22 protein-coding genes and 2 pseudogenes are annotated in these 25,541 nt (G+C 68.1%); 10 read left to right on the top strand and 14 right to left on the bottom strand.

Features of this window, described 5'->3' with window-relative positions:
* The 7 genes from WC493_RS02545 to WC493_RS02575 form a co-directional block, all read right to left on the bottom strand.
* Positions 1–523: ABC transporter permease (locus WC493_RS02545; RefSeq protein WP_373062193.1), on the bottom strand; the 523-nt coding region annotated here is incomplete at its 3' end.
* Positions 520–1,278 (bottom strand): ABC transporter ATP-binding protein, encoded by a 759-nt coding sequence (locus WC493_RS02550; RefSeq protein ID WP_373062195.1) that lies wholly within the window; start codon positions 1,276–1,278, stop codon positions 520–522. The genes WC493_RS02550 and WC493_RS02545, both read right to left, overlap by 4 nt.
* Before the next feature lie 286 nt (positions 1,279–1,564).
* Entirely contained in the window at positions 1,565–3,067 is a 1,503-nt protein-coding gene (locus WC493_RS02555; RefSeq protein ID WP_373062197.1) for an aldehyde dehydrogenase, read from the bottom strand.
* 70 nt (positions 3,068–3,137) lie between these two features.
* Positions 3,138–3,818, bottom strand: coding sequence for a TenA family protein (locus WC493_RS02560; RefSeq protein ID WP_373062199.1), 681 nt, complete (start codon positions 3,816–3,818; stop codon positions 3,138–3,140).
* Between the two features lie 100 nt (positions 3,819–3,918).
* Positions 3,919–4,608 carry a GntR family transcriptional regulator gene (locus WC493_RS02565; protein ID WP_373062201.1) on the bottom strand — a complete coding sequence of 230 codons (690 nt, stop codon included), beginning with the start codon at positions 4,606–4,608 and terminating at the stop codon, positions 3,919–3,921.
* 26 nt (positions 4,609–4,634) lie between these two features.
* Complete coding sequence (locus tag WC493_RS02570) at positions 4,635–6,890, bottom strand: N,N-dimethylformamidase beta subunit family domain-containing protein (protein ID WP_373062203.1); 2,256 nt, start codon at positions 6,888–6,890, stop codon at positions 4,635–4,637.
* Positions 6,887–7,222 (bottom strand): hypothetical protein, encoded by a 336-nt coding sequence (locus WC493_RS02575; protein ID WP_373062205.1) that lies wholly within the window; start codon positions 7,220–7,222, stop codon positions 6,887–6,889. The genes WC493_RS02570 and WC493_RS02575 overlap by 4 nt, the downstream gene beginning before the upstream one ends.
* Positions 7,223–7,412: 190 nt before the next feature.
* On the opposite strand from WC493_RS02575, the gene WC493_RS02580 reads away from it, so the two are divergent.
* The 5 genes from WC493_RS02580 (at position 7,413) to WC493_RS02600 (ending at position 11,761) form a co-directional block, all read left to right on the top strand.
* On the top strand, positions 7,413–8,435 hold the full coding sequence (locus WC493_RS02580; RefSeq protein WP_373062207.1) for an alcohol dehydrogenase catalytic domain-containing protein: 1,023 nt from the start codon (positions 7,413–7,415) through the stop codon (positions 8,433–8,435).
* A gap of 25 nt (positions 8,436–8,460) precedes the next feature.
* A complete protein-coding gene (locus WC493_RS02585) occupies positions 8,461–10,050 on the top strand; it encodes a gamma-glutamyltransferase family protein (RefSeq protein WP_373062209.1) in 1,590 nt (529 codons plus the stop codon).
* Between the two features lie 957 nt (positions 10,051–11,007).
* Positions 11,008–11,145, top strand: a complete 138-nt coding sequence (locus WC493_RS02590; protein ID WP_373062211.1) for a hypothetical protein — start codon at positions 11,008–11,010, stop codon at positions 11,143–11,145.
* 14 nt (positions 11,146–11,159) lie between these two features.
* Entirely contained in the window at positions 11,160–11,429 is a 270-nt protein-coding gene (locus tag WC493_RS02595; RefSeq protein WP_373062213.1) for a hypothetical protein, read from the top strand.
* Positions 11,430–11,461: 32 nt separating this feature from the next.
* Positions 11,462–11,761, top strand: coding sequence for a hypothetical protein (locus WC493_RS02600; RefSeq protein WP_373062215.1), 300 nt, complete (start codon positions 11,462–11,464; stop codon positions 11,759–11,761).
* Between the two features lie 119 nt (positions 11,762–11,880).
* Here WC493_RS02600 and WC493_RS02605 read toward each other — a convergent pair whose 3' ends face one another.
* Positions 11,881–12,765, bottom strand: a complete 885-nt coding sequence (locus WC493_RS02605; RefSeq protein ID WP_373062217.1) for a transglutaminase N-terminal domain-containing protein — start codon at positions 12,763–12,765, stop codon at positions 11,881–11,883.
* A 207-nt stretch (positions 12,766–12,972) separates the two neighbouring features.
* Here WC493_RS02605 and WC493_RS02610 point away from each other — a divergent pair, with 207 nt between their 5' ends.
* The 3 genes from WC493_RS02610 to mgtA all read left to right on the top strand — a co-directional run bounded on the left by WC493_RS02610 (position 12,973) and on the right by mgtA (position 16,953).
* Complete coding sequence (locus tag WC493_RS02610) at positions 12,973–13,287, top strand: exopolysaccharide biosynthesis protein (protein ID WP_373062219.1); 315 nt, start codon at positions 12,973–12,975, stop codon at positions 13,285–13,287.
* Between the two features lie 40 nt (positions 13,288–13,327).
* Positions 13,328–14,323, top strand: a complete 996-nt coding sequence (locus WC493_RS02615) for a CapA family protein (RefSeq protein ID WP_373062221.1) — start codon at positions 13,328–13,330, stop codon at positions 14,321–14,323.
* Positions 14,324–14,388: 65 nt separating this feature from the next.
* The gene (mgtA, locus tag WC493_RS02620; protein WP_373062223.1) at positions 14,389–16,953 is read left to right on the top strand and encodes a magnesium-translocating P-type ATPase; all 2,565 of its coding nucleotides are present in this window, start codon (positions 14,389–14,391) and stop codon (positions 16,951–16,953) included.
* Positions 16,954–16,968: 15 nt separating this feature from the next.
* On the opposite strand, the gene groL is transcribed toward mgtA, so the two are convergent.
* The 3 genes and pseudogenes from groL to WC493_RS02635 form a co-directional block, all read right to left on the bottom strand.
* Positions 16,969–18,573 carry a chaperonin GroEL gene (groL, locus tag WC493_RS02625; protein ID WP_373062225.1) on the bottom strand — a complete coding sequence of 535 codons (1,605 nt, stop codon included), beginning with the start codon at positions 18,571–18,573 and terminating at the stop codon, positions 16,969–16,971.
* Positions 18,574–18,637: 64 nt separating this feature from the next.
* On the bottom strand, positions 18,638–19,681 hold the full coding sequence (locus tag WC493_RS02630; protein WP_373062227.1) for a fatty acid desaturase: 1,044 nt from the start codon (positions 19,679–19,681) through the stop codon (positions 18,638–18,640).
* Positions 19,682–19,858: 177 nt separating this feature from the next.
* Positions 19,859–20,164, bottom strand: a pseudogene (locus WC493_RS02635) (transposase); the annotation flags it as partial.
* Between the two features lie 119 nt (positions 20,165–20,283).
* Between WC493_RS02635 and WC493_RS02640 the strand changes: the two are divergent.
* Positions 20,284–20,648, top strand: a pseudogene (locus WC493_RS02640) (acyl-CoA dehydrogenase family protein); the annotation flags it as partial.
* 5 nt (positions 20,649–20,653) lie between these two features.
* On the opposite strand, the gene hydA reads toward WC493_RS02640, so the two are convergent.
* The 3 genes from hydA to WC493_RS02655 are packed head-to-tail and all read right to left on the bottom strand — an operon-like array spanning position 20,654 to position 24,686.
* Positions 20,654–22,099 (bottom strand): dihydropyrimidinase, encoded by a 1,446-nt coding sequence (gene hydA, locus WC493_RS02645; RefSeq protein WP_373062229.1) that lies wholly within the window; start codon positions 22,097–22,099, stop codon positions 20,654–20,656.
* Positions 22,096–23,361 carry an allantoate amidohydrolase gene (locus WC493_RS02650; RefSeq protein ID WP_373062231.1) on the bottom strand — a complete coding sequence of 422 codons (1,266 nt, stop codon included), beginning with the start codon at positions 23,359–23,361 and terminating at the stop codon, positions 22,096–22,098. Before WC493_RS02650 ends, hydA begins: the two co-directional genes overlap by 4 nt.
* The gene (locus WC493_RS02655; RefSeq protein WP_373062233.1) at positions 23,355–24,686 is read right to left on the bottom strand and encodes an amidase; all 1,332 of its coding nucleotides are present in this window, start codon (positions 24,684–24,686) and stop codon (positions 23,355–23,357) included. Before WC493_RS02655 ends, WC493_RS02650 begins: the two co-directional genes overlap by 7 nt.
* 119 nt (positions 24,687–24,805) lie before the next feature.
* On the opposite strand from WC493_RS02655, the gene WC493_RS02660 reads away from it, so the two are divergent.
* Positions 24,806–25,534, top strand: a complete 729-nt coding sequence (locus WC493_RS02660) for a GntR family transcriptional regulator (protein ID WP_373062235.1) — start codon at positions 24,806–24,808, stop codon at positions 25,532–25,534.
* Positions 25,535–25,541: the final 7 nt, after the last annotated feature.

Below are 25,541 nucleotides of genomic sequence, written 5' to 3' on the forward strand. Positions count from 1 at the left end.
CCGCCATCAGGCGGACGTGGCGCATCTCGGCAAAGGAGGAGGCGTTCATCGTCTTGGCGAGGTCGAGCCAGCCGGTCTCGGTCCGCCGCAAGCCGTCGAAGAAGGAGGCGGCGACCGGAAAGAAGATGATCAGGATCGCCATCACCACCTTCGACAGCGTGCCGAAGCCGAACCAGAGCACCAGGAGCGGCGCCATGGCGAAGACCGGGATCGACTGGCTGATCACCAGCACCGGCATCAGCCAGCGCTGCACCGCCGGCGAGAAGACCATGAGCAGGGCGAGCGCGGCGCCCAGCAGGAGCCCGAAGAACAGGCCGAGGGCGATCTCATAGGCGGTGATCAGCGTATGGTCGGTCAGATAGGCTCGGCCCTTCCACAGCGCCTCGGCCACCGTCGTCGGCGAGGGCAGCATATAGGGCGGAATGCCGAACAGGGTGACGCCCCACCAGACCAGGATCAGGCCGACGAAGATGACGGCGCCGCGGCCGCCGGTGGCCAGGCGCTGCAGGGTGCGGTCTTTCATTGCGCATGCTCCACGAAAAGGCGCAGCAGGTGGCCCTGGCTCTTCAGCACGTTGGGATCGTCGGGCGCGCGGGGCGGCACGCCGGCCACCGTGATCGGCGCGCCGATGGTGGCCGGATGGCCCGAGAGCATCATCAGGTGATGGCCCAGGCGGCAGGCTTCCATCGGGTCGTGGGTGATCAGCAGCACGGTCTGCTCGGCCAGGAGTTCGGCCGCCAGATCCTGGATCTTGGCCCTTGTGATGGCGTCGAGCGCCGAGAAGGGCTCGTCCATCAGGACGATCGGCCGGCGTTCGTAGAGCGTGCGGGCGATCGCCGCGCGCTGGCGCATGCCGCCGGAAAGGGCGTTGGGCAGGGCCTTGCGCCGTCCGGCCAGGCCGACCCGTTCCAGCAGATGCTCGGCCCAGGCGAGATCGGGCTTCTGGTGCCGCAGGCGGGCGCCCAGGGTGACGTTCCCGATCACGTCGAGCCAGGGGAACAGCAGGTCCTGCTGGCCCATGTAGGCGATGCGGCCGGCGATCGGCCGCCCGTCCGTGCCGGCGACGGTGCCGGCGGTCGCGGTGGCGAGGCCGGCGATGATCTTGAGCAGGCTGCTCTTGCCGACGCCGCTCGAGCCCAGCAGGGCGACGAATTCGCCGCCCGGGATTTCGAAGGTCAGGTCCTTGAAGACGACATGGGGACCGAACTGCAGGGTCAGGCCTTGAACGCTGATGCCGGGGGGCCTCGGGGCAGCTTCCGCCTCGGGGAGAGGCTTCATCTTCGGGATCACCTATCGGGCCTCCATGTATACACAGAACAACCGACTTAACGCAAACATCGTGCCAGCGGCGCCGATTTCGGCGGCTCGCGAAAATTTCCAGGGCGATGGCCATCTATCGGCCAGTCGCCGGATTCCTGCGCGCTTCCGCGCCGCGATGTGATCAGTTTTTGTGCTTCGCTCTAGGCAATTTGCCTTAAAATAATTCAAGGAAGCGTTGGCGGTTGCGGTGCGTGTGTACACACAAGAGATGTGCGGCCGATGGCGGCCGCACACCCGGGACGGCTCAGAGGCGGGCGGCGACGCCCTTCAGTTCCGTGTAGTCCTCGATCGCCGCGAAGCTCGACGCGCGGCCCCAGCCGGACTGCTTGTAACCGCCCATGGGCAGCGCCGGGTCGAAGCAATTGTGGATGTTGATCCAGACATTGCCGGCCCGGATCTTCTTGGCCATGCGATGGGCGGTGGCGAGGTCGCGGGTCCAGACGCTGGAGGCGAGACCGAAGTCGGTGTCGTTGGCCATGGCCGCGATCTCGTCCAGGTCGTCGGTGTCGAAGGGCACGGCGCAGAGCACCGGGCCGAAGACTTCCTCGCGGTAGAGCGGGGTCTTCGTGCCGGTATTGGCCAGGATCGTCGGCTGCAGGAAATAGCCGGCGCTGTCGAGCGTGGCGCCGCCGGTCAGCAGTTCGGCGCCATCGGCCAGGCCCCGTTCGAGGTAACCGCTGACGCGGCTCAACTGTTCGGCCGAAACCAGCGGGCCGAGTTCCGTCTCGGCGTTGAGGCCGTGGCCGATCCGCATGGTGGAGGCGCGGGCGATCAGGCCTTCCACCACCTTGTCGAAGACTTTCTTGTGGATCAGCACGCGCGAGCTCGCGGTGCAGACCTGGCCCGAACTCCAGAAGATACCGCCGGCGATGCCGGGGATGGTGACGTCGAGATCGGCATCGGGGAAGACCACGGCGGGGTTCTTGCCGCCCAGTTCCAGCGTCACTTTCTTCAGGTTGCCGGCGGCCGCCTTGACGATCAGCTTGCCGGTCTCGGTCGAGCCGGTGAAGGAGATCTTGTCGACCTTGGGGTGGCTCGACAGGGCGGCGCCCGCGACCTCGCCGAGGCCGGTGACGACATTGATCACGCCCGGCGGGAAGCCCGCCTCTTCGGCGAGCTGGCCGAGGCGGAGGGTGCTGAGCGGGGTCTGTTCCGCGGGCTTCAGGACGACGGTGCAGCCGGCCGCCAGGGCCGGCGCCATGCGCCAGACCGCGAGTTCGAGCGGATAGTTCCAGGGCACGATGATGCCGGCGACGCCGATCGGCTGGCGCAGGCTGTAGGCGAACATCTCCCAGGGCGTCGAGGTGTTGAAGGTCTCGCCGTTGATCTTGGTGGTCCAGCCCGCCATGTAGCGCAGCATGACGCAGGAGCCCGGAATGTCGACGATGCGGCATTCGGTGATCGGGCGGCCGGTGTCATAGGCTTCGAGCTCGGCCAGTTCCTCGGCATTGGCTTCGAGGAGATCGGCCAGGCGCAGCATGATCTTGGCCCGTTCGGCGGCATCCATGGTCGGCCAGGGGCCCTGGTCGAAGGCCTTGCGCGCGGCCTCGACCGCGAGGTCGACGTCGGCCGCCTGGCCGGCCGGGACCTTGGCGATCACTTCTCCCATGCCCGGGTCGTAGACGTCGATCGTGCCGCCTGCGACGGCGTCGCACCAGCGTCCGCCGATCAGCAGGCGGTGCGGACTCTTCACGAAGTCGGCGACTTTCGGGCTGATGGCGGAAGGGGTCGGGAAAGCGATGGTCATGGCGATCTCCTCGAGGGACGCGTGTATACAAACGAGATTTTAATTAGCAAGACTCGTGCCGCGCTGCGGCTCAGGCGGCGTCGAGCCCCATCTGCCAGAAATCGGTCTCCAGCCGGGTCGCGGTGTTGAAGACGGACGAGAGATGGGCGAAACGGGCCTCGCCGCCGAAGCGCTCGCCGAGGTCGTTCAGCTTGGCGATGGCGGCCACCACGCTCGCCTCGTATTCGGGGCTGTCGTAGTTGCGCAGCCAGTCACCGTAAGGGTTGCCGTCGATCACCGTGGCGGGGTCGCTCATCAGGATCTTGCCGATCTCGGCATAGCCGGCGACGCAGGGCAGCAGGGCGCAGGTCAGTTCCAGCAGATCGCCGGCCAGGCCGCAGTCGATCACGAAGCGCGTATAGGTCATGGTCTGCGGCGCTTCAGGCTCGGCCGCCATGGCTTCCTCGGTCAGGCCCCAGTCGGTGCAATAGGTCACGTGAAGGGGCGTTTCGAAGAGGATCGCTTCGAGGCCCGAGGCCGCCGACCGGATGTCGCTCAGCGTCCGGCTCTTGTAGACCGACAGGCCGTAGGCGCGGGCGAAATGGATCAGGAACAGATAGTCCTGCGAGAGGAAACGCTTGAAGCAGGCTTCGGGCAGGGTGCCGGCGCCCAGTTGCTTGACGAAGGGGTGGTTGACATATCGCTGCCATTCGATCCCGGCGGCCGCACGCAGGCGGCCGAACAGGCCCTGGTCGAAATCGATGGTTGCCATGGCTTTGTCCTTGTTGGTGCTTCTCTCGCCACCGGCCTGCCTGTGCGCAGGTATACACGGTGGCGCCATTGCACCAGCAAGGGGCGTGCCAATCCCGCCTTCAGCGGTTCAGGCGGGCTTCCAGGTCCTCGTCCAGCTCGCCGGCATGCATCACGTGGAAACGCATGGCGTGATAGGCGAGCTCGCTGTCGCTGCGCAGGATCGCCTGCACGAAGGCATCGTGTTCGCGGTGCGAGGTGACGATGCGGCTGTGCTGGCTCATATATTCGGCGCGGGTATAGGGCACGATGCGGACCCGCATCTGCGAGATCGAATCGAGCAGCAGGCCGTTGCCGGCGCACAGATGGATGTGGTGGTGCAATTCGCCGTTCTTGCGGTCGAAGGCGACCACGTCCTCCGCCTCCACGATCAGGCTCATTTCGCCGTGGATGGTGGCGAGGCGGGCGCGGTCGTCGGCGCTCATGCGCTTGGCCGCGAAACGCGCCGCCGCCGCCTCCAGTTCGGCGATGACCTCCAGCGTCTCCTGCAGGCCGTTGTTGGCCGACTGGTCGACCACGATGGCGCCGCGCCGCGGCGTCACCTTCAGCATCCCCATGGCCGAGAGCTGGCGCAGCGCCTCGCGCACCGGCGTGCGCGAGACCTGGTAGCGTTCGGCCAGCTCGATCTCTTCCAGGCGGGTGCCGGGCTGGATCTTCGACTGGGTGATCTCTTCGAGCAGACGGGCCTGAATGATGCTGGCGAGCGTCGGCACCTTGCGCTTCTTCATGCGTGTCCTGGCCGTCGATTGCATCGAGCCCCCCTCGAACGCAGCAATGCCTAATCCCCGATTGTCGCAGCCGGCGCCGTCGCTGCAACCGGAAATCTCCCCCCCAGGGCGAAGCGGCGCAGGACATTACCGGTGATGCGGGCGATGTTGTTGTCGTAATCCCGGTGCGACAGGCTGCCGGCCCAGGCGATCGAGCCCGTGCTGAACACGCCGCCGCCGGCCGGCGTCTCGTAGAAGACGAGGTCGGCATGGACCTGCGGGCATTGGGTCGCGTCGAGCCCCGGGATGTTGATATACATCTCGCAGGTCGAGAGCATGTAGATGCTGGTGTGGTTCTCGGACGTCGCCAGGATCAGGGCGTGGGGCGGCGTGCCCATCGCATAGTCGGCGCGGTCCAGCTCGATGCCGGCGGCGCCGCCGCCGATCAGGCCGAAATCGCCGATGATCTCGTCCTCGACGCCTTCGAAGATGAAGGAGGCGCGCGGCGCGTAACTGTCCGGGTTGCGCCGGAAATAGGACGAGATGTCGAAGCCCTGGCCGGCGAAGCCGGTGCCGGCCATGGTCTGCGGCATACGGCCGATGCGCCGCCACAGACCGCCGTATTCGCCGGTGAAGGCGTGGAAGCCCTCGCCCGGGGCGCACATCCAGCCATTGCCGATCTCGGCGCGGCGCACTTCCATCACCCCGGGCAGGCTCGGGTGATAGGCGATCCTGGCGTGAAAGGCATTGCCGCCCATGGCCATGAAGCTGCCGCCCCGCGCCTTATAGGCTTCGAGCGCGTCCCACATCCGGGTCGAATAATATTCGGGATGGGTCCCGGTCATCACGCAAGGGTAGGGGGCGAGGGCGGCGACGCCGTCGCGGTCCAGGTCCTCGTCGGTGATGCAGTCGTAGGCGATGCCCTCGTGCTCCATCCAGTCGAGCAGATGGGTGTCGGCATTGAGTTGCCACAGCGCGGAGCCGGAGCCGCCGAGCCACGACTGATATTTGGGCCGCATGTTGAGCAGCGGGCGCAGCCGCGAGGAATAGCAGATGCCGCTGCCGTCCGAATGGGTGTCGTAGAGCGAGCCGCCATATTCGCGGTGTTCCATCAGGAAGACATCGTTCGCGTTGAACACGGTCAATATGTCGTGCGCCCGCTCGGCCAGCGCGGCATCGACCGCCAGATGCTCGTTGCCATAGGCGAGATAGCTCGCGGTCGGCACCAGGAACAGCACCTTGGCCCGGGGCGAGGCAGCGCCGGGGCGGATCACGAAGGGGATGTAATCCTCGTCCTCCGCGGTCGTGACGTGAAGGGCGTAAAGGCCGCTGGCCTGGCCTTCCGGTACCGTCCAGGTCACGTCGGCGGGCCAGCCGGCGTCATAGATGTCGTCGTCGTGGAAATGGACGGCGCCGTATTGCTCCGGCGCGTCGCGGAAGCAGCGCGTCTCCTCGCGCCAGTCGTAACCCGTGAGGGCCCGGGTCGGGAGCTGGTGCAGGCTGCCGCCGCGCTCGAAGGCGGAACGGTCAGCGAAACTGATGCCGCCGATGTCCTGCGAGAAGTCCCAGGCACCGGCGAGGCCGGGCGTATGCAGGCCCAATTGGGCAGTCGGCGGAAAATCGACCAGTTCCATCGCCCGCGCATAGAGGCGGGGGCTGTCGATCTTGCCGTTGTAATGGGCTTCATGGGGCCGCGCCTGCGCCGCCCGTGCGGCGAGCACGAGGGTTCCGCCGCCGAGGCCGAGGCCGCCCGGCGTGCCAGCGCCTTCCGCCGCGGCATCGTCGCGGATCAGGGCTTCGGTCTTGCGGGGGTGTTGCAGCAGGCGCGCCTCGCCGCTCGTCCCGTCGAAGGACAGGGCGACGAGATACCAGCGGCGCGCCAGCAACGGCCGCTCGCCGGTCAGGACCAGGGCTTCCATGCCAGCCCGCTCGATCCGGCCGACCAAGTGGCCCGCCTCGTCGATCGCCAGTTCGAAGCCGGCGGCGCCGTCGCGCAGGCTGGCGATCACCTGGCGGCCACCGTCGGGGCGGGTCGGCCAGATCATCGCCTGGAAGGTGAAACTGTCCAGGTTCCAGGGCGTGGCGCCCGCCGGGATCAGGGCGCAGGAGCCGGCGTGGATCGGCCGCCTTGTGCCGGGATAGGTGCCATCGGCGGCGCCCGGCACCGCTTCCTCGCGGTAGCCCGGGCCGGCCGGATTGGTGTCGCCGTGGATCAGGCGCACCACGCGTGCTTCGAAGGGCAGGCCCTTCTCGCTGCTGATCATGAAGGAGATGGCCTGGCCCGGCTCGACGCTGATCTCGTCGCTGTAGCCGACGATCGTTTTCATCGCGCGTTCTCCTGCTCGTCCGCCGCCAGCGCGGCGTCGAGGTCGCCGCCGCCGAGCCGCTGCCAGCGCAGCTTGAAGACCTCCCACTCCGCCTCTTCGATGGAGTGATAGACGTGGTTTTCCATCAGGGTCGGCGGCACGCCGCGGATGCCGGAAAGGCGGGCGAGCACCCATTGCTCGTGCGGCCTGGTGCAGATCACGCAATATTTCCCGGCCATCGGCTCGCCGCGCATGAGGGTCAGCAGGCGTTCCAGTTCCGGGCTGCGCCGGCCGATCGGCCGGGCGCGGAATTCACGGGCGAGGTGCAGCGCCCCTGGGTCGAAAGCATACATCGCGGATCCCGTCACCATATCCTTTGTGTATACACACATCATATCCCGCACGGCAATTCGGAATTTCGCCTGGCGCCGCCCCGGCGGAAATGCGGAAAATTCGCTGTCCGACGTCGATCTGGATCTTGCCGGAGGGGAAGAACTTCGGTTTTATGTATACATATGTTCTGTGTCTGTGTGGGGTCGAGCGATGGCGATGCGGGCGGTGCGTTATCTGGGGCCGGGGCGGCCGTTCGAGATGCAGTCGGTCGAAGTGCCGAAGCCCGGCCCGGGCCAGGTGCTGCTGCGCATCGCCGCCTGCGGCATGTGCCACACCGAACTGCATTTCCGCGACGGCCTGCTCAACCTCGGCAAGAGCGGCTTCACCATGGGGCACGAAATCGCCGGCACCGTCGAGGCGCTGGGGCCTGATACCACCGGCATTACGGTGGGCGAGCGCGTCCTGGTCTATTATTACGAGGGGTGCGGGCGCTGCGAATATTGCCGTTCGGGCGACGAGCATCTGTGCCCCGCCTGCGTCGGCCAGCCGGGCTTCACGACGGACGGCGGCTATGCCGAGATGATGGTGGTGCGGGCGCGGAACTGCGTGCCGGTGCCCGCTCATGTCTCCCTGGCCGAGATCGCCCCGATGGGCTGCGCCGGCACGACGGCGGTGCATGCCGGTAAGATGGCGGAGATCGCGCCGGGCGATTGGGTCGTCGTCCACGGCGCCGGCGGCGTCGGCCTGGCGTTGGCGCAATATGCCAAGGTCGCGGGCGGCCGGGTGATCGCCATCGGCCTCGGGGCGGAGCGGCTGGCACTCGCCGCCTCCCTCGGCGCCGAACATGTGATCGATGCGGCGGTCGAAAAGGATGTCGCCGCCCGGGTGATCGACCTGACCGGCGGCGGCGCCGACGTGGTCTTCGAACTGGTCGGCATCGCCGCCACCATGAAGGCTTCGGTCGCCATGCTGCGGCGGCGCGGGCGCTACGTCTTGATCGGCTATTCGGCCGACCGGCTGGACGTCCACCCGGTCGAGATCCTGGTGCGCGAGATCAAGGTTCTGGGCTCGGTCGGCTCGACCCTGCAGGATGCCTATGACATCGTGGACCTGGTGGCGCGCGGCGCGGTCAAATCGGTGATCGACCGCAGCCTGCCGCTCGACCGTTACGAGGAAGGCCTGGCCGCGCTGGAGGCCGGCGCCACCCTCGGCCGGATCGTCCTGCAACCCTGACGGCCGTGAAAGATCGGGCATCGTCATGCTGAACACGCCGCGCAGCAGGCGCTGCATGGTAACCGCGCCGCATCATCTGGCGAGCCAGGCGGGGCTTTCCGTGCTGCGCGAGGGCGGCACGGCGATCGAGGCGGTGGTCGCCATGGCGGCGACCCTGACCGTCGTCTATCCCCATATGACCGGGATCGGCGGCGACGGTTTCTGGCTGGTGGCGGCCCCGGGGGCCGCGCCGGTAGCGATCAGCGCCGCAGGGCCGGCCGGCAGCCTGGCGAGCCCGGCGCTCTACCGTGACGCCGGCCATTCCACCATTCCCTGGCGCGGGCCGCTCGCGGCCAACACGGTTGCCGCGGCGGTCGAGGGCTGGCGCGCCGCGCTCGACGTCAGTGCCGCCTGGGGCGGCCGCCTGCCCCTCGGCCGCCTGTTCGAAGAGGCGATCGCCCATGCCGAGGACGGCTATGTGGTGACCCGCAGCCAGCACGAGACCACCACGGCCAAGCTCGACGGGTTGCGCGACCAGCCGGGTTTCGCCGAGACCTTCCTCGACCGGGGCGCGGTGCCCGCCGTCGGTGCCGTCCTGAAGCGCCCGGCGATCGCCGCCACCCTGCGCCGCCTGGCGGAAGCAGGGCTGGACGATTTCTATCGCGGCCGCCTGGCGACCGGCATCGCCGCCGATCTCGCCCGCCTGGGCGCGCCGGTGACGGCCGGCGATCTCGCCGCCTATCGCGCCTGGACGGGCGCGCCCCTGTCGGTCCGCGTCGGCGGCGCCACGCTCTATAACCAGCCGCCGCCGACCCAGGGTGTCGCCTCGCTGCTGATCCTCGCCCTGTTCGATCGCCTGGGCGTCACGGCCGCGGAAGGCTTCGAGCACATCCACGGTCTCGTCGAGGCGACCAAACAGGCCTTTCTGCTGCGCGACCGCCATGTCGGCGATCCGGCGGCGATGACGGTCGCGCCGGGCGATCTCCTCGCGCCCGAAGTGCTGGACCGGCTGGCGGCGCGGATCGATCCGGCGCGGGCTCTGCCCTGGCCGGCGCCGCCCTCGGCCGGTGACACCACCTGGATGGGCGCGGTCGACCGTCACGGCGCCGTCGCCTCCTATATCCAGAGCATCTATTTCGAATTCGGCTCCGGCCTGGTCCTGCCGGAAAGCGGGCTCAACTGGCAGAACCGCGGCTGTTCCTTCGCCCTCGACGGGGCGGGGCCTCGGGTGCTGGCGCCCGGCCGATTGCCCTTCCACACGCTCAATCCGGCGCTGGCCCGCTTCGACGACGGCCGCACCATGGTCTATGGCACCATGGGGGGCGAGGGCCAGCCGCAGACCCAGGCCGCGGTCTTCTCCCGCTATGCCTTCTTCGGCCAGGAATTGCAGCAGGCGGTGACGGCGCCGCGCTGGCTGCTCGGCCGGACCTGGGGCGAGGACAGCGTTTCCCTGAAGCTCGAATCCCGCGTCCCGGCCGAGGTGGTGGCGGCGCTGCGGGCCGCCGGCCATGCGGTCGAATTGACGGCCGATTTCACCGAGACCATGGGCCATGCCGGCGCCCTGGTCCGCCATGCCGACGGCGTGATCGAAGGCGCCACCGATCCGCGCAGCGACGGGGCGGTGGCCGCCTGGTAACACCAGGGCCTCAATCGCCCGAATAGGGCACCACCAGCAAGGGCTCGCCCAAGGCTGCCACCAGGGGACCGCAGTCGGTAATCACGTTTTCGATGATGCGCTGGCGTTCGGCCTCGGTCATGGCGGCCTCCTCATCGCGTGTCGATGGGCAGGCAATGGTCCGCGGCAAAGGTGACGGCTTGGGCGGTGCCGCCACCATGCGACGCCTTGGGGCCGAGCCTCCATCTGGAGCGGAAAGACGCATCATCGCAGCGAGGGGGCCGTGCGCCCACGGACAAGCCGAATGCACAGCAAAGCTTCCGACTGACCGCTACGCGGCCGCGCTGAACAGCAAGTCCAAATGAAATCCTGCCCCCGCAACAGACCAGAGATCTGACGCCTACAGTGGGGGCAGCGGTCGACATCAAGCGGACAAGAATTGCCTGCGGGGTCGTGCCGCCGCTTCAAATCGCGATTCTCATCAGAGAACCGAGTCGGCCCGGTCCGCTGCACCATCCGATGTTTCTCGTCGGCAACCGGAAACCGAACTGCGGGATGCGCTATTGTGGCGGCGCCGTCTGTCGATCCTGTCGCTGCGGCGTCGACGGGGGCAAGGCGTGCTGGCGGGGCTGCGCACTGACGCTGGCAGATTTCGGCGCGGCCGCGGCCATGATGCGCGAACTCGCCTGGCCGTGCTCCTGTTCGCCCTGGCCAATGACGACATCGGTCTCGTCTGACTGACGCGAACCCGGCGCCTCTTCACTGATCAAGGTGGCTGGAAAAGAAATTATTGAAATCGATCAAATAAATTTCTGCAGACGCGGCGATCGACCGCCGATCGTGCTAATATCGCTGTGACGATTTCTTCAAAATTCGATGACACCCGAGGACCCGACAGGGTCACGACGGTGCGCAGAGCGGCAGTTCGCCGCAATATTTTCGTTCGACAGCACCGACCCGGTGCACAGGAGATTTTCCATGGCCAAGGCCCAGAAACGCGGCAATCGTGAAGCCAAGAAACCCAAGGCCGTCAGGCCGGCACCGGTGGCCGAGACTTCGGGCCTGCTGAGCAAGGGCTCGTCCACCCCGGTCAGCCCGCCGAAGAAGAAGCACTGAGGCGGGAGGGCGCCATGTCGACCCGCACCACCGAAAGCTCGGTCACCTTCACCCGTCCCTTCACCCTCACTGCGCTCGAGGGCCTATACCCGGCGGGAACCTATCGCTTGGTGACGGACGAAGAGCAGATCCTGGGCGTGTCCTTCGTCGCCTTCCAGCGGATCGCCACCATGCTGCATGTGCCGGCTCTGTCGGTCACCAGCCGGGCCCGCCAGGTGGTCACGGTCGATCCGACGGAACTGGCCTCGGCGCTCGAAGCCGACAGCCAGATCCCGCCGTCGTGATCCCCCGCCCTCACGGTCCAAGGAGGTTTCTCATGCGCTATCTCGGTGGCACGACCGGCAGCGGTATCCTGAAATGTGCCGGCGCGGACGTCGTCCGCGCCACCTATGATTTCGACAGTTACGCCCAGAAATCGGGCGAAATCACCCGTTGCGGCGAGATCAGGCTTCCCAGCGCGGCGCTGGCCGGCCTCTTCGGCCGCCCGGATGTCGAACTGCTCACCGACGACGGGCAGCTCCTGCAACTCAAATTCTCCGAACGGAAGCTGGCGCCGGCCAGCGACGCGGCCCATGTCGACGTCGTCGGCCAGCGGGTGCTGCACGCGCAGTACTGAGCGCGGGGAGGCCTTCAGGCGATCGCCCGGCTTCGCGGACAGTCCGGCGTTCCCACTTCACTCATGCGTACAGATCGATTGCCACTGGCAGGAAGAACCCCTGACGCTCGCCTCGGCGGTCAGTCCCCGACGAAGGCCGGGGCGGGGGCCACCTGCACGTCGACCGTCATCTCCAGGAAGGCGCCGGCGGCGCCGACAAAGCTGCCTGCGACCGGCATCACCTGACGAATGTCGCGGCCGACCGCGACCGGGATCAGATTGAGGCCACCGACGCTGCGGTTGGTCGGATCGAAGGTGATCCAGCCGGCGCCCGGCACATAGACCTCGGCCCAGGCGTGGGTCGAGCCGCCCCCCACCGCGCCGGCATTGCCCGACCGCGAATTGTCCAGGTAACCCGAGACGATGCGCGCGCCGAAACCCAGGCTGCGCACCGCCTCGACGAAGAGCAGGGCGAAGTCACGGCACGATCCCCAGCCCCGGTCGAGGGTTTCCAGCGGTGCCTGGGTGCCCTCGTCGTCCCGGTCCTGATAGGAGATCCAGGCCGAGATCCCCGTGCACATGTCCTTGAGCAGCGCCAGCGTATCCGTCGGATTGCCGCGAACGAAGCTGCCGGCCCAGGCGCGCAACCGGCCCGTCGGGTCCGGATGGCCTGCAACAGCCAGGGCGCCGAGATCGATCACCTCGTCGGCCGAATAGCGAAAGGGATAGTGGATCGCGGCCGCATCGATGTCGAACACCGGCCAGGCCACCGCGTCGAGTTCGATCGTCGACCGGCAGAGGATTTCCAAGTGATCGGTCAGCCCCTGGAAATAGGCCGTCGCCACGACATTGCCGAAGACGTCATTGGCCCAGGCGAGGCTGGCGACCGGCGTGACCTCGACCTCGAAGGCGCACAGGCGCAGTTCGCGGCTCTCCCGCGGGCGGAGCATCAGCCGATGAGGCCCCAGCGCGACCGGCGACTGGTAGCGGTAGGCCGTCCGATGACGAATGCCGAGCGTGGTCACGATAGCCCCCATCCCACGATGCCGTTGAGCGTGTCATTACCTTACCGTTCACAAGACGGATTCGACGCCCGCAAATTTCCGACGACCCGGTCGAGGCTCCGCCGGCCCCGTGACAAACTACCGACCCGTTGCGAAGACTGGCCACCGATAGGCCGCATGTCGCCGACAGGCTCAGGCGGTCCAGCCGGAACGCGGGGCGAACCCGGAATGCAGGGCGAATCGCGCCCCTTCGTCGCTTTGCTCCGCCGCGCCATTCCGGCGGCCCGCTTTCTGGAAAAACTGGTCCATCCCCGCTGGCGCCCGCCCGCCGGGACGACCCGGCGGATCACGGGCCTGGTTATGCTCCTCCTGGGCGTCACGATGCTGTCACCGATCCCGTTGACCGGCATCGCCCCGGCACTGGCGATCACGCTGATCTCCTTCGCCGACCTCGAAAGGGACGGACTGTTGCTCGGCATCGCCTGTCTGGCCGCCTTCCTGCTGCTCGAGACGGCATTCGCCACGGTTTGGGGAGCCTTTTGAGTTAATCTCCGACACGACTCTCCACGGCGGGCGACGCGGCATGAGAAAATCAGCGAGACTGATATTCCTCGGAGACCTGATGCTGGGCCGGGGGGTGAGCCGGGCGCTGCGCGACCACCCGCCGGAATGGTTCTGGGGCGATGTCCTGCCCATGCTGGGCCGGGCCGATGCGGTGATCGCCAATCTGGAGGGCCCCATCACCAACAGCGACACGCGCTGGCGGCGAAGTTGGAAGGCCTTCCACTTCCGGGCCGATCCGGACGCCGTCCGCATTCTTCAGTGCGGCAACGTCCGTTTCGTTTGCCTCGCCAACAACCATATGCTGGATTTCAGCGAAGCCGGCCTGCTCGACACGATGAGCGCCCTCGACGCTGCCGGCATCGGCCACACCGGCGCCGGCCGCGACGCCACCGAGGCGGCGGCGCCGGCCATCCTCGAACTCCCCGGACTGACGGTCGGCCTGATGGCCGCCACCGACAACATGCGGGACTTCGCCGCCGCCCCGGACCGGCCGGGCACCAACTACATCGAGATGACCGATGGGCCGGAGCAACTCCAATGGGTCGAACGGTCGGTGCGCGCATTGCGCCAAGCCGGCGCCGGCCTCGTCGTGCTGTCCTTGCACTGGGGTCCCAACATGCGCCTGTCGCCGCCCCGGTCGTTTCGCCGCTTCGCCCATGCCGCGGTCGAACGCGGCGTCGATGTCATCCACGGCCATTCCGCCCATGTCGTCCAGGCGGTCGAACGCCACGGCCAGGGCGTCATCCTCTACGACACGGGCAATGTGATCGACGACTATTGGAAGTTCCCCTTCCGCGCCACGATCACCTCCTTCGTCTTCCAGCTCGACGTCGAGGCCGGCAGGCCCGTGCGGCTCGACTTGGTGCCGGTGCGCATCCATTCCGCCCCGCTCAGCCTCGCCAGGGGACGATCCCTCGAGGCGATCAAGGCACGCATGGTGTCGCTCTGCGCCGGGTTTGGCACGCCGCTCGTCGACACGCCCGAGGGGCTGGAAATACCCTTGTCCCGACCATGAATGCCGTTCGGCCGTTGCTTCATTCGCGCTACAATGAGCCGCGTCACATGGAAGGACGATCACCGATGGAGGCCGGCCCTGGCCATGAGGACGCGGGACGGTCGCCCACCGAAGAGATCTGGCAGGAACCGCTCGACCGTCTGCTGACACGACTGGGAACGACGCCGGCGGGCCTCGCCGACGCCGATGTGCGGTCGCGGCAGGCGATCCACGGCCTCAATACCGCCGCGGCCGAAGGGCGCCCGCCGCTCTGGCTCCAGTTCCTGTCCCGTTTCCGCAATCCGCTGGTGATCATCCTGCTGGTCGCCAGCGGCCTCTCCGCCGCAACCGGCGACGTGTCCAGTTTCCTCGTCGTCGTGGCCATCGTGATGATGAGCATGGCGCTCGACTTCGTGCAGGAAACCCGCGCCCAGAGCGCGGTCGAGGCGCTGCGCCGTTCCGTCGCTGTCCGGGCGACGGTGCGACGGGACGGGGCCTTCCACTCCGTCCCGATCGACCAGCTGGTACCGGGCGACATCGTCGAGTTGATCGCCGGCGACCTGGTGCCGGCGGATGCCCGGCTGATCGAAAGTCGCGACCTCTTCGTCAACCAGGCCCTGCTCACGGGCGAGCCCTATCCGGCCGAAAAAAAGGCGACCGATACCGCCCTTGGCGCCGAGAGCCCGGCCGGGGCCTCGAACACGGTGTTTTCCGGCACCTCGGTGATCAGCGGCACGGCCAGCATCGTCGTCTGCCGGACCGGCGCGGCAACGGCGCTCGGCCATCTCGCCACCAGCCTGGCGGAAAAGCCTCCGGCCACCGCCTTCGCCGTCGGCATTCATCGCTTCGGTATGCTGATCATGCGCTTCACCATCCTCATGGTGCTGTTCGTCCTGGTGGTCAACATCTCCTTCGGCCGGCCGGCGCTGGAATCGCTGATGTTCGCGCTGGCCCTCGCCGTCGGCCTGACGCCCGAGCTTCTGCCGATGATCGTGACCGTGACGCTGGCTCGCGCGGCGATGGACCTGGCCCGGCGGAAAGTGATCGTGAAGCGTCTCACGGCGATCCACGACCTCGGCGCCATGAATGTGCTGTGCACCGACAAGACCGGCACACTGACCGAAGCCACGATCAAGCTGATGCGCGTCATGGACGGCACCGGCGCGGAAAGCCGGCGGGCCTATGCCTATGCCTGCATCAACAGCCATTTCGAGAGCGGCATGAAGAGTCCGCTCGACGAGGCGATCGTCGCCGCCCATCCCTTCGACATGGCGGACTGGAAGAAAATCGACGAAGTACCCTTCGATTTCGAGCGTCGGCGCGTCTCGATCCTCGTCGAGCACGAGGCCGGCCGCCGCCTGATCGTCAAGGGGGCGCCGGAAGACCTGCTGCGGCTCTCCGGCCGCTACGAGAACGCCGCTGGGGAGGAGAAACCGCTCGACGACGAGACGCGGCGGGCTTTCGCCGCGACCTTGGACGGGCTCGGCGCCCAGGGCTTCCGGGCTCTGGGCATCGCCAGCCGGCCGGTCGACGCCAGCCACGACACGGCGGCGATCACCGACGAGAGCGAACTCGTCTTCTCGGGCTTCGCCGTCTTCCTCGATCCGCCCAAGGCGAGCGCCGGGGCGACGATCCAGGCCATGGCTGCGGCCGGGGTCGCCGTGAAGGTGCTCACCGGCGACAACGAACAGGTAACCCGCCACGTCTTCGCCGAGATCGGCGTGCCGATCACCGGCGTCTTGACCGGCGACCAGCTCGCGCATCTGTCGGACGAGGCGCTGATCGGCCGGTTGCCGCAGGTCAACCTGTTCTGCCGGGTCAACCCGCAGCAGAAGCATCGGATCTTGCTGGCACTGAAGCGGACGGGTCATGTCGTCGGCTTCCTGGGCGACGGCATCAATGATGCACCGGCGCTGCATGCCGCGGATGTCGGGATCTCGGTCGACGGTGCCGCCGATGTCGCCCGGGCGGCGGCAGACCTGATCCTGCTCGAACACGATCTTTCGGTCATCCATGACGCGATCGTCTGCGGCCGCGGCACGGTGCGCAACGTCTCCAAATATGCGCTGATGGGATCGAGCTCGAATTTCGGCAACATGTTCAGCATGGCGGGCGCCGCGCTGTTCCTGCCCTTCCTGCCTATGCTGCCGATTCAGATCCTGCTGAACAACCTGCTCTACGACGTCTCGGAAATCGCCATCCCCTTCGACCGGGTCGACGCAGAGGCGACGGCCGAGCCCGTGACCTGGGACGTCCGCCTGATCGAGCGCTTCATGCTGGTCTTCGGGCCGCTCAGTTCGGTCTTCGATTTCCTGACCTTCTATGCCCTGCTGCATCTGTTCGGCGCGGGCGAGGCCCTGTTCCAGACCGGCTGGTTCATCGAATCGATCACCACCCAGGTGCTGGTGGTCTTCGCCATCCGGACCCGGCGCCGGCTGTTCCGAAGCCGGCCGCACCCGTTGCTGGCCGCGATGGCGGCGGGGGCGGTCGCCGTCGCGATCGCCCTGCCCTTTCTGGGGCTCGGCCGCTGGTTCGGCTTCGTGGCGCCGCCGCCGCTGTTCTTCGCCTATCTGTTCGGCACCACAGTGCTCTACCTCGGGCTGGTCGAGGTGGCGAAGTTCTTCTTCTACCGTTCGGCCGCCGGGCGTTGACCGGCGGCCTTCCTGTCAGGCCGCCAGATCCTCGGTGTCGGCCACTTTTTCGGCGATCAGGGCTTCGGTGGTGATCATCAGGCCGGCGATGGAGGCCGCCCCCTGCAGGGCGAGGCGCACGACCTTGGCCGGGTCGACGATGCCGGCCGCGATCATGTCGACGAAGGCGCCCGCCTGGGCATCGAAGCCGCGGGTGGTGTCGCCGGCCTCGAGCAGCTTGCCGACGATGATCGAAGCTTCCTCGCCGGCATTGAGCAGGATCTGGCGGGCCGGCGCCTGGAGCGCACGGCGGATGATGTCGATGCCGACTTTCTGGTCCGCATTGGCCGGGTTGAGCCCGTCCAGCGCCTTGCCGGCATAGAGCAGGGTGACGCCGCCGCCGGCGACGATGCCCTCCTCGACCGCGGCGCGGGTGGCGTGCAGGGCATCGTCGACCCGGTCGCCCCGCTCCTTCACCTCGGTTTCGCTGCCGCCGCCGATGCTGATGACGGCGACGCCGCCGGCGAGTTTCGCCAGGCGTTCCTGCAGTTTCTCGCGGTCATAGTCCGAGTCCGCATCCTCGATCTGGCGGCGGAGCTGGGCGCAGCGGGCCGCGATGGCGGTCTTGTCGCCCGCGCCGTCGACGATCAGCGTCTTCTCCTTGTCGACCCGGACCATGCGGGCCTGGCCGAGCATGGCCAGGGTGACATTCTCGAGCTTGGTGCCGAGGTCCTGGGTGATCACTTCGCCCCCGGTGACCACGGCCATGTCGTCCAGCATGGCACGCCGGCGGTCGCCGTAGCCCGGGGCCTTGACCGCGACGACCTTCAGGCTGCCGCGCAAGCGGTTCACCACCAGGGTCGCCAGCGCCTCGCCGGCAATGTCCTCGGCCACCACCAGCAAGGGGCGGCCGCTCTTGGCGACCAGCTCGAGGAGCGGCAACAGGGCCTGGATGCCGGGCAGCTTCTGCTCATGCAGCAGGATGTAGGGTTGATCGAGGATGGCCGCCATCTTCTCGGCATCGGTGACGAAATAGGGCGAGACATAGCCCCGGTCGAAACTCATGCCCTCGACCGTGTCGAGGGTGGTCTCGCGGGACTTGCCTTCCTCGACGGTGATCACGCCTTCCCGGCCGACCTTTTCCATGGCGCTCGCCAGCAGGTCGCCGATCTCGCGGTCGTCGTTGGCCGAGATGCGGCCGACATTGGCGATCTCGGCGCTGGTCGAGACCTTGCGGGACAGGCGTGCGATCTCGGCCACCGCGGCCGCCGCGGCCATGTCGATGCCGCGCTTCAGCTCCATCGGGTCGAGCCCGGCGGCGACCGCCTTCGCCCCCTCGCGCAGGATCGCCTGGGCCAGCACGGTCGCCGTGGTGGTGCCGTCGCCGGCCATGTCGCTGCTGCGGGTCGCGACCTGTTTCACCATCTGTGCGCCCATGTTCTCGAAGCGGTCGGCGAGGTCGATCTCGCGGGCCACGGTGACGCCGTCCTTGGTGATGCGCGGCGGGCCGTAGCCCTTTGCGATGACGACGTTCCGCCCCTTGGGCCCGAGGGTCACCTTCACCGCGTCGGCGAGGATTTCCACCCCGCGCAGCAGGCGGTCGCGGGCGTCGCCGTGAAACTTGATATCCTTGGCAGCCATGATCGGTCTCCGATGGTTGGTTTCAGCGACCGAACGACTGTGCGGGCGTCTGCAGGCGGGCCCCTCAGTGGGGAAAGCGGATCATGCGGCCGTTGGCTTCGTCCCAGACGGCGAAGCGCGAGGCACCGAGCGAGCGCAGGAAGCCGAGCGGCGGCGCCAGTTCGGTCACCGGCGCCAGGGCCTCGTGGGCGGCGCGCAGGCGATAATTGGGCACGCGGGCGCTCAGGTGATGGATGTGGTGGAAGCCGATATGGCCGGTCACCCAATCGAAGAAGCGCGGCAGCTTCAGGAAGGAACTGCCTCGGAGCGCCGCCGTCGTCGCATCCCAGTCGGCATGGCGGCGCCAGACCACATGCTCGAAGCGATGCTGCGACGAGAACAGCCAGACACCGACCAGCGCGGCCATGGCGATCACCGGCAACTGCACGGCGGCCACGGTGCCGAAACCGAAGACCAGGCCGAGCCCGCCGTAGAGCAGCAGCAGAGCGGCGTTGGTCAGATGGACGCTGCGCCTCTCGCGCCACCAACTCGCCGGCGTGTCGAAGGCGAAGCGATAGACCACGAGGAAGATCAACGGCGGCAACAGCACAAGGGCCAGCAGGGGATGCTGCATCAGCCGATAGCGCCGCCGGCCCCAGGGCGACAGGGCCTGGTATTCATCGAGGGTGATGCAGACCGAATAGAGGTCCACCCCGCTGTCGCGGCGGTCGAGATCGTTCCAGACCGCATGGTGCCCGGCATGCTGGCGGCGCCAATGCAGATAGGGTGTGAAGGTCGCCAGGCTGCAGAGATGACCGATCAGGTCGTTGCCGCGTGCGCTCGGCATGAAGGCGCCGTGGCCGCAGTCGTGCTGGATGATGAACAGCTTCACCACCATGGCTGCGGCCGGCACGGCCAGCGCCAGGGTCAGCCAGTAGGAGATGCCGAAAGTGGCGTAGAGCGCCACCTCGAAGGCCAGGAACAGCGCCAGCGAGATCGCCAACTGCGTCAGGCTGCGCCAGACGACGGGTCGCTGATAGTCGATCAGGATCGCCCGCACCCGGCCGTTTCCGGCTTCAGCGGCGACCACCGGCTCGCCCGGATTTTTGTTTTCAGCCCGAACAATCACGTCGGCCTCCGTGTCAGATCCCGAAAACGGGCGCAAAATATCGAATTTGATATAAGTAATATATGGGATTCACTTCTGATATTTCTCGGTTTTTCTTTCAGGCGCCAAACAAATTTCATTCGTCTGGACTGATCTGGGCCCCAATTTTGGGCCGCCCGAAGTTAGAGTTTTCGGGCTTCATCGCGGTGGCGGGCTGGTTGCGCCACCGGGATTTTGCAGCAGGAACGGCACCTTGTGCCCGATCGCCCATGGGGCCGATCCTCGTTGTAGGACTTGAGCCAAGCCTCCATCTTTTCCGCATCGGCAAGCGAAAGGAACCAGTGCGCGTTCAGGCACTCGCTCCGGAACCGGCCGTTGAGCGCCTCGATGAAGGCATTGTCCGTCGGCTTGCCCGGGCGCAGACCCTTTCCAGCGTCGCCACGACATCTTCCGGCCCGTCGCCAGCTGGTCATGCACGAAGTCCATCGCCCAGACATCGTTCGGACGGCTCGCCGGCACACCGTCCACCCCCTGCTTCAGGTCTTCTGCTCCTCCCGCCTAAGAGAAAACAGACCGGAAAAACTCTAACTTCAAACGATCCAGTTTTCTGGACTCACATCAACATTTCCTGGGGGGCGCTCGGGGCCGCCGAGGATTGCTGGGCACCATGCGCTACGGCCTGGACCGCAAGCAGTTCGGCCGTCCGCTGGCCGGCACCCAGCTCTTCCAGAAGAAATTCGCCGACATGCAGACCGAAATCGCCCTCGGGCTGCAGGCCTCGCTCGGCGTCGGGCGGCTGTTCGACGAAGGGCAACTGGCGTCCGAGATGGTCTCGATCGTGAAGCGCAACAATTGCGGCAAGGCACTGGACATCGTCCGCACGGCCCGCGACATGCACGGCGGCAATGATATCCAGATCGGTTACCACATCATGCGCCACGCCCTGATCCTCGGCCGCGCGCAGACTGGGATCCAGGCCTTCTTCTGAGCCCGTCACCCCCGGGGCCGGCCTCGATAGCCGTCCGCGGCGCCGCCGGTGGCTGGCGTGAGTGGCCGGCTGCGGGCCTGGAAGCGGCCCTGGCCGGGGCGGGCGAGCAGGGCGCCGTCGCGGCAGACCACGGTGCCGCGGGACAGCACCACTGCTGGCCAGCCGGTCACCATGCGGCCCTCGTAGGGCGTATAGTCGGCCCGGTGGTGCAGCCTGCCGTTGGTGATCATCACCTCGCGTTCCGGATCCCAGATCACGATGTCGGCATCGGCGCCGACGGCGAGCGAGCCCTTGCGCGGCAGGCCGTAAATCCGCGCCGCATTGGCCGAGGTCAGGGCGACGAAGCGGGAAAGGCCGATCCGGCCCTTGAGCACGCCTTCGGAAAAGAGCAGCGGCATCCGCGTCTCGATCCCCGGCACGCCGTTCGGGACATGGGTGAAGGGGGTGTCCGGACCGCGGCGCTGCTTGCCGGCGGCATCGTCGAAACTGAAGGGCGCGTGGTCGGACGACAGGATGTCGAACGTATTGTCGGCCAGGGCGCGCCAGACCAGTTCCTGGTTGGCCTTGTCGCGCGGCGGGGGCGAGCAGATGCATTTCATGCCCTGCGCGCCGGGGCCGCCCAGGTCGTCGATGGTGAGGAACAGATATTGCGGGCAGGTCTCGGCCAGGATGCGGAGGCCGCGCGCCCTGGCGGCGCGGATCTGCTCGATCGCCTCGCCGGCCGAGACATGGACGATCAGGGCGGTCGTGCCCACGATCTCGGCCAGGGTGCAGGCCCGGTGCGTCGCTTCCCGTTCCACCGCGGCCGGGCGCGAGAGGGCGTGGTAGAGGGGGGCGGTCTTGCCTTCGCGCAGCATCCGCTCGGTCAGCCAGGCGATGCAGTCGGTATTCTCGGCATGGATCATGGTCATGGCGCCTTCGCGCCGGGCCAGGTCCAGGACGTCGAGAATGTCGCGGTCGCTCAGCTTCAGGTCGTCATAGGTCATATAGACCTTGAACGATGTGTAACCCTCGGCGATCAGGGCAGGCAGTTCCTGCATGATTTCCGGCCGTGTCAGGTCGGACAGGATCAGGTGGAAGCCGTAGTCGATCACCGCCTTGCCCGCGGCCTTGGCGTGATAGTCGGCGACCACGTCGCGCAGGTTCTGGCCGCGCATCTGCAGGGCGAAGGGGATCACCGTGGTGGTGCCGCCGAAGGCGGCCGAGATGGTGCCGGATGCGAAATCGTCGGCGAAGCGCGAGCCGTCGCTGGTCGGCTGGTCGAGGTGGCAATGGGCGTCCACCCCGCCCGGCGTCACCACCATGCCGCGGGCGTCGATCACCTCTTCCGCCGGGCCCAGGTCCTCGCCCAGGGCGACGATGCGGCCGTCGCACACGGCGATGTCGCAGGTCGTCACGTCGGCGGCGGTGGCGACCGTGCCGCCCCGGATGACGAGGTCGTAACGGGTCATGGGTTTCTCCCCAGTCTGTGATCGAGGCGGTACAGGAGGTCGAGCAGGGCGGCGGTGCCTTCGGCCGCATCCTCGGCCGTGATCGCCTCCGCCGGGTGGTGCGAAATGCCGCCGGCGCAGCGCATGAAGATCATGCCGTAGGGCATCACGGCGGCCAGCGCCATGCCGTCGTGCCCCGCCCCGCTGGCGAGCGAGCGGACGACGATGCCTCGCGCCGCCAGGCTCGCCGCGACATCGGCGGTGAGCGCCGGGTCGCAGGGCGCCGCATCGGCGTCGTAGAAGACGTCGATCGAAACCTCGAGGCCGCGGCGCGCGGCGATCGCGCGGGCCGACTCGAGGATCCGCGCCACGGCGGCGCGGCGGGCCGGGTCGGTCGGGGCGCGGACGTCGAGCGTCACGCCGCAGCGCCCGGCGATCACATTGGCGGCGCCGGGTTCCGCCCCGATCCGCCCGACGGTGGCGAGCACGGCGCCGGCCGAGGCTTGCGCGATCGACTCGGCCGCGAGGACGAATTCGGCCGCCCCGGCCAGGGCGTCGTGCCGGGCTGCCATGGGTACCGTGCCGGCATGGCCGGAGCGTCCGGCGAAGACCACTTCGGCGCGGGTCGCCCCGCAGATCCCGGTGACGACGCCGAGCGGCAACCCCTCCGCCTCCAGCACAGGGCCCTGTTCGATATGGAGTTCGAGATAGCCGAGCTGGTCGCCCGGCCGGCGCGCGGCTTCGCCGAGACGCGCGGGGTCGAGGCCGAAGCCGGCCAGGGCCTCGGCCAGCGAAATGCCGTCGCCGTCGCGCCGGCCCAGCCAGTCGGCGGGCAGCGTGCCGGCCATGGCCCGGCTGCCGATCAGGGCGATACCGAAGCGTGCCCCCTCCTCGTCGCCGAAGGCGGGGACTTCGATCGGAAAGGCCAGGCGGTGGCCGGCCCGCTTCAGCTGGTCGACGCAGGCGATGGCGGCGACCACGCCCAGCATGCCGTCGTAACGCCCGCCATTGCAGACGGTGTCGAGATGGCTGCCGACCAGGAGTGGCCGGCTCTCCCGTCCGTCGCCGTCGTAGCGGCCGATCAATGTGCCGGCGGCATCGAGCCGCGTGGCCATGCCGGCCTCCCGCATCCAGCCCGCGACCAGCTCGATCGAGGCCCGGTGCGACGGGGTCAGGAAACGGCGGGTCAATTCGCCCGGGCGCTCGCTGAGGGCGGCCAGGGCGTCGCAGCGCTCGATCACCAGACGGCCGAGTTCGGCCGTTGCGGGCGTGGGCGTCACCATGTCGCCGGTACCTCCTGCCGCGCGCGGGCCTCGGCCTGGCCGGGGTCGATGACGGCGGCGATCGCGGCGGCGAGGCCGATCAGCCTTGCGTCGCCGAAACGCGGGCCGACCAGTTGCACGCCGAAGGGCAGGCCGCCCGCGCCGAAGCCGGCCGGCACGGCGAGACAGGGGGCGTGCAGCGCGCTCCACAGCGAGCAGAAGATGGGATCGCCCGTGCCCGCCTCGATGCGGGGGGCGAGGCCGGGAGCACCCAGCGTGAGGATGACGTCGAGCCCATCGCCGAACAGCGGGTCGAACAGGCCCCGGCAGCGGGCGGCCAGGTCCTGGGCCGCGGTGAAATCCCGCGCCGTGATGCCGCGGGCGTTCTCGACGCGGAGGCGGAAATCGGGCGCCAGCTTGTCGTAATGGACCAGATATTCGGCCAGCAGGCTGCTCTGCCCCTCGTGCCCCATGATGATGTCGACCGCCTCGGCCAGACCGTCGAAGGGCGCCGGCAGCACGAGGTCGCGGACCCGGGCGCCGGCCTCGGCGAGGCGGCCGGCGACTGCCGCCAGCCCGTCGCGGCCCGCCGCCTCGGCCCGCGCCCAATAGGGCGAGCGGCAGAACCCGACGCGCAGTCCCTCGAGCGCCGGCACGGCGAAATCGGTCCAGTCGCCGACCCTGAGGCATTGCGCGACCAGGGCGAGGTCCTCGCAGCTCCGCGTGAACCAGCCGACGGTGTCGAGGCTCGGGGCCGCCGTCTTGATCCCTTCGAGGTTCACGGCCCCGAAGGTCGGCTTGAAGCCATAGACGCCGTTGAACACGGCGGGCCGGATGATCGAGCCCGCGGTCTGGGTGCCGAGCGCCAGGGGCACCATGAAATCCGCTACCGCCGCGGCCGAACCCGAAGAGGAAGCGCCGGGCGTGTGGCGGAGATCATGCGGGTTCCGGGTCAGGGCGCGGCGCCCGCCCGAAGCGAATTCGACGGTATCGGTCTTGCCCAGCACGATGGCGCCGAAGTGGCGCAGCACGGCGACGCAGGAAGCGTCCTCGCTGCTCCAGCGTTCGGCATAGACCGGCGAATTGCAGGTCGTCGGCATGCCCGCCGTCTCGATGATGTCCTTGATGCCGACCGGAATGCCGGCGAGCGGGGCCGCCGGGTCGGCCTGCCGGGCCGCCGCCCGGGCCGCATCGGCGTCGACATGGAGCCAGGCGCGCACCTCGGGATCGCGGCGGGCGATGCGGTCGAGGCAGGCTTCGACCAGCTCGGCGGGGGCGAGGCGGCCGGCGCGGATGCGGGCCAGCGCCTCGACCATGGTCAGCTCGTTCGGCGGCGGGGGCGTCATCGCCGGTCACTCGTCGCCGGGGCCTGGGCGCACTTGCGTTCGCCCCGCCCTTGCGGCATCAAAGCGCGATCCGGTCGTGCCGACGCGCGGCCGGGACTTGGCCGGGAAGCATGTCGCAGATGGATTCCGCTGTCCGCTCGCTGGACGAAAACGCGATCTTCGAGGTGATGACCAACGCGCTGCTGTCGGCGCGGCTGGCCCCCGGCACGCGCCTCGGCGAGCAGAAGCTGGCCGACACCTTCGGTGTCACGCGCGAGCGCATCCGCAAGGTCCTGCAACGCCTGGGCACCGTCCGCCTGATCGACATGGTGCCCAATCACGGCGCCTTCGTGGTCAATCCGACCCTGGACGAATCCCGCCTGGTCTACGAGGCGCGCCGGATCGTCGAAGCCGGCATCGTGGCGAGCCTGGCCGAACGGGCGAGCGAGAGCCAGGTCCAGCTCCTGCGCGAGCATGTGACGGCCGAGGACGCCGCCCATCACAGCGGCGACCGGGTCCAGTCGACCAAGCTCTCCGGCGGTTTCCACATGGTGCTGGCACGCATGACGGCCAATCCCTTCATCATGCGCCAGATGCAGGAACTGGTGATCCGCACCACCATGCTGGACGCCTATTTCGACGTCGATTTCGTCAATCACTGCGGTATCGAGGAACATGGCGCCATCGTCGATGCCCTGGCCCGTCACGACGGCCGGGCCGCGGTGCGTGCCATGACGTCCCATCTCTCCGAAGTCGAGACCCGCTTCCGCCCCAAGGCCGAACCGCCGGCCCCGACCGATATCGAGGACGTCATCCTCGACGAGATCCGCCTCTGGCAGGCGGACCGGGCGGAAAAGCCGGCCGGCTGAACCCGCC

The organism is Zavarzinia sp. (genome assembly GCF_041650655.1).
Classification (GTDB): Bacteria; Pseudomonadota; Alphaproteobacteria; order Zavarziniales; family Zavarziniaceae; genus Zavarzinia.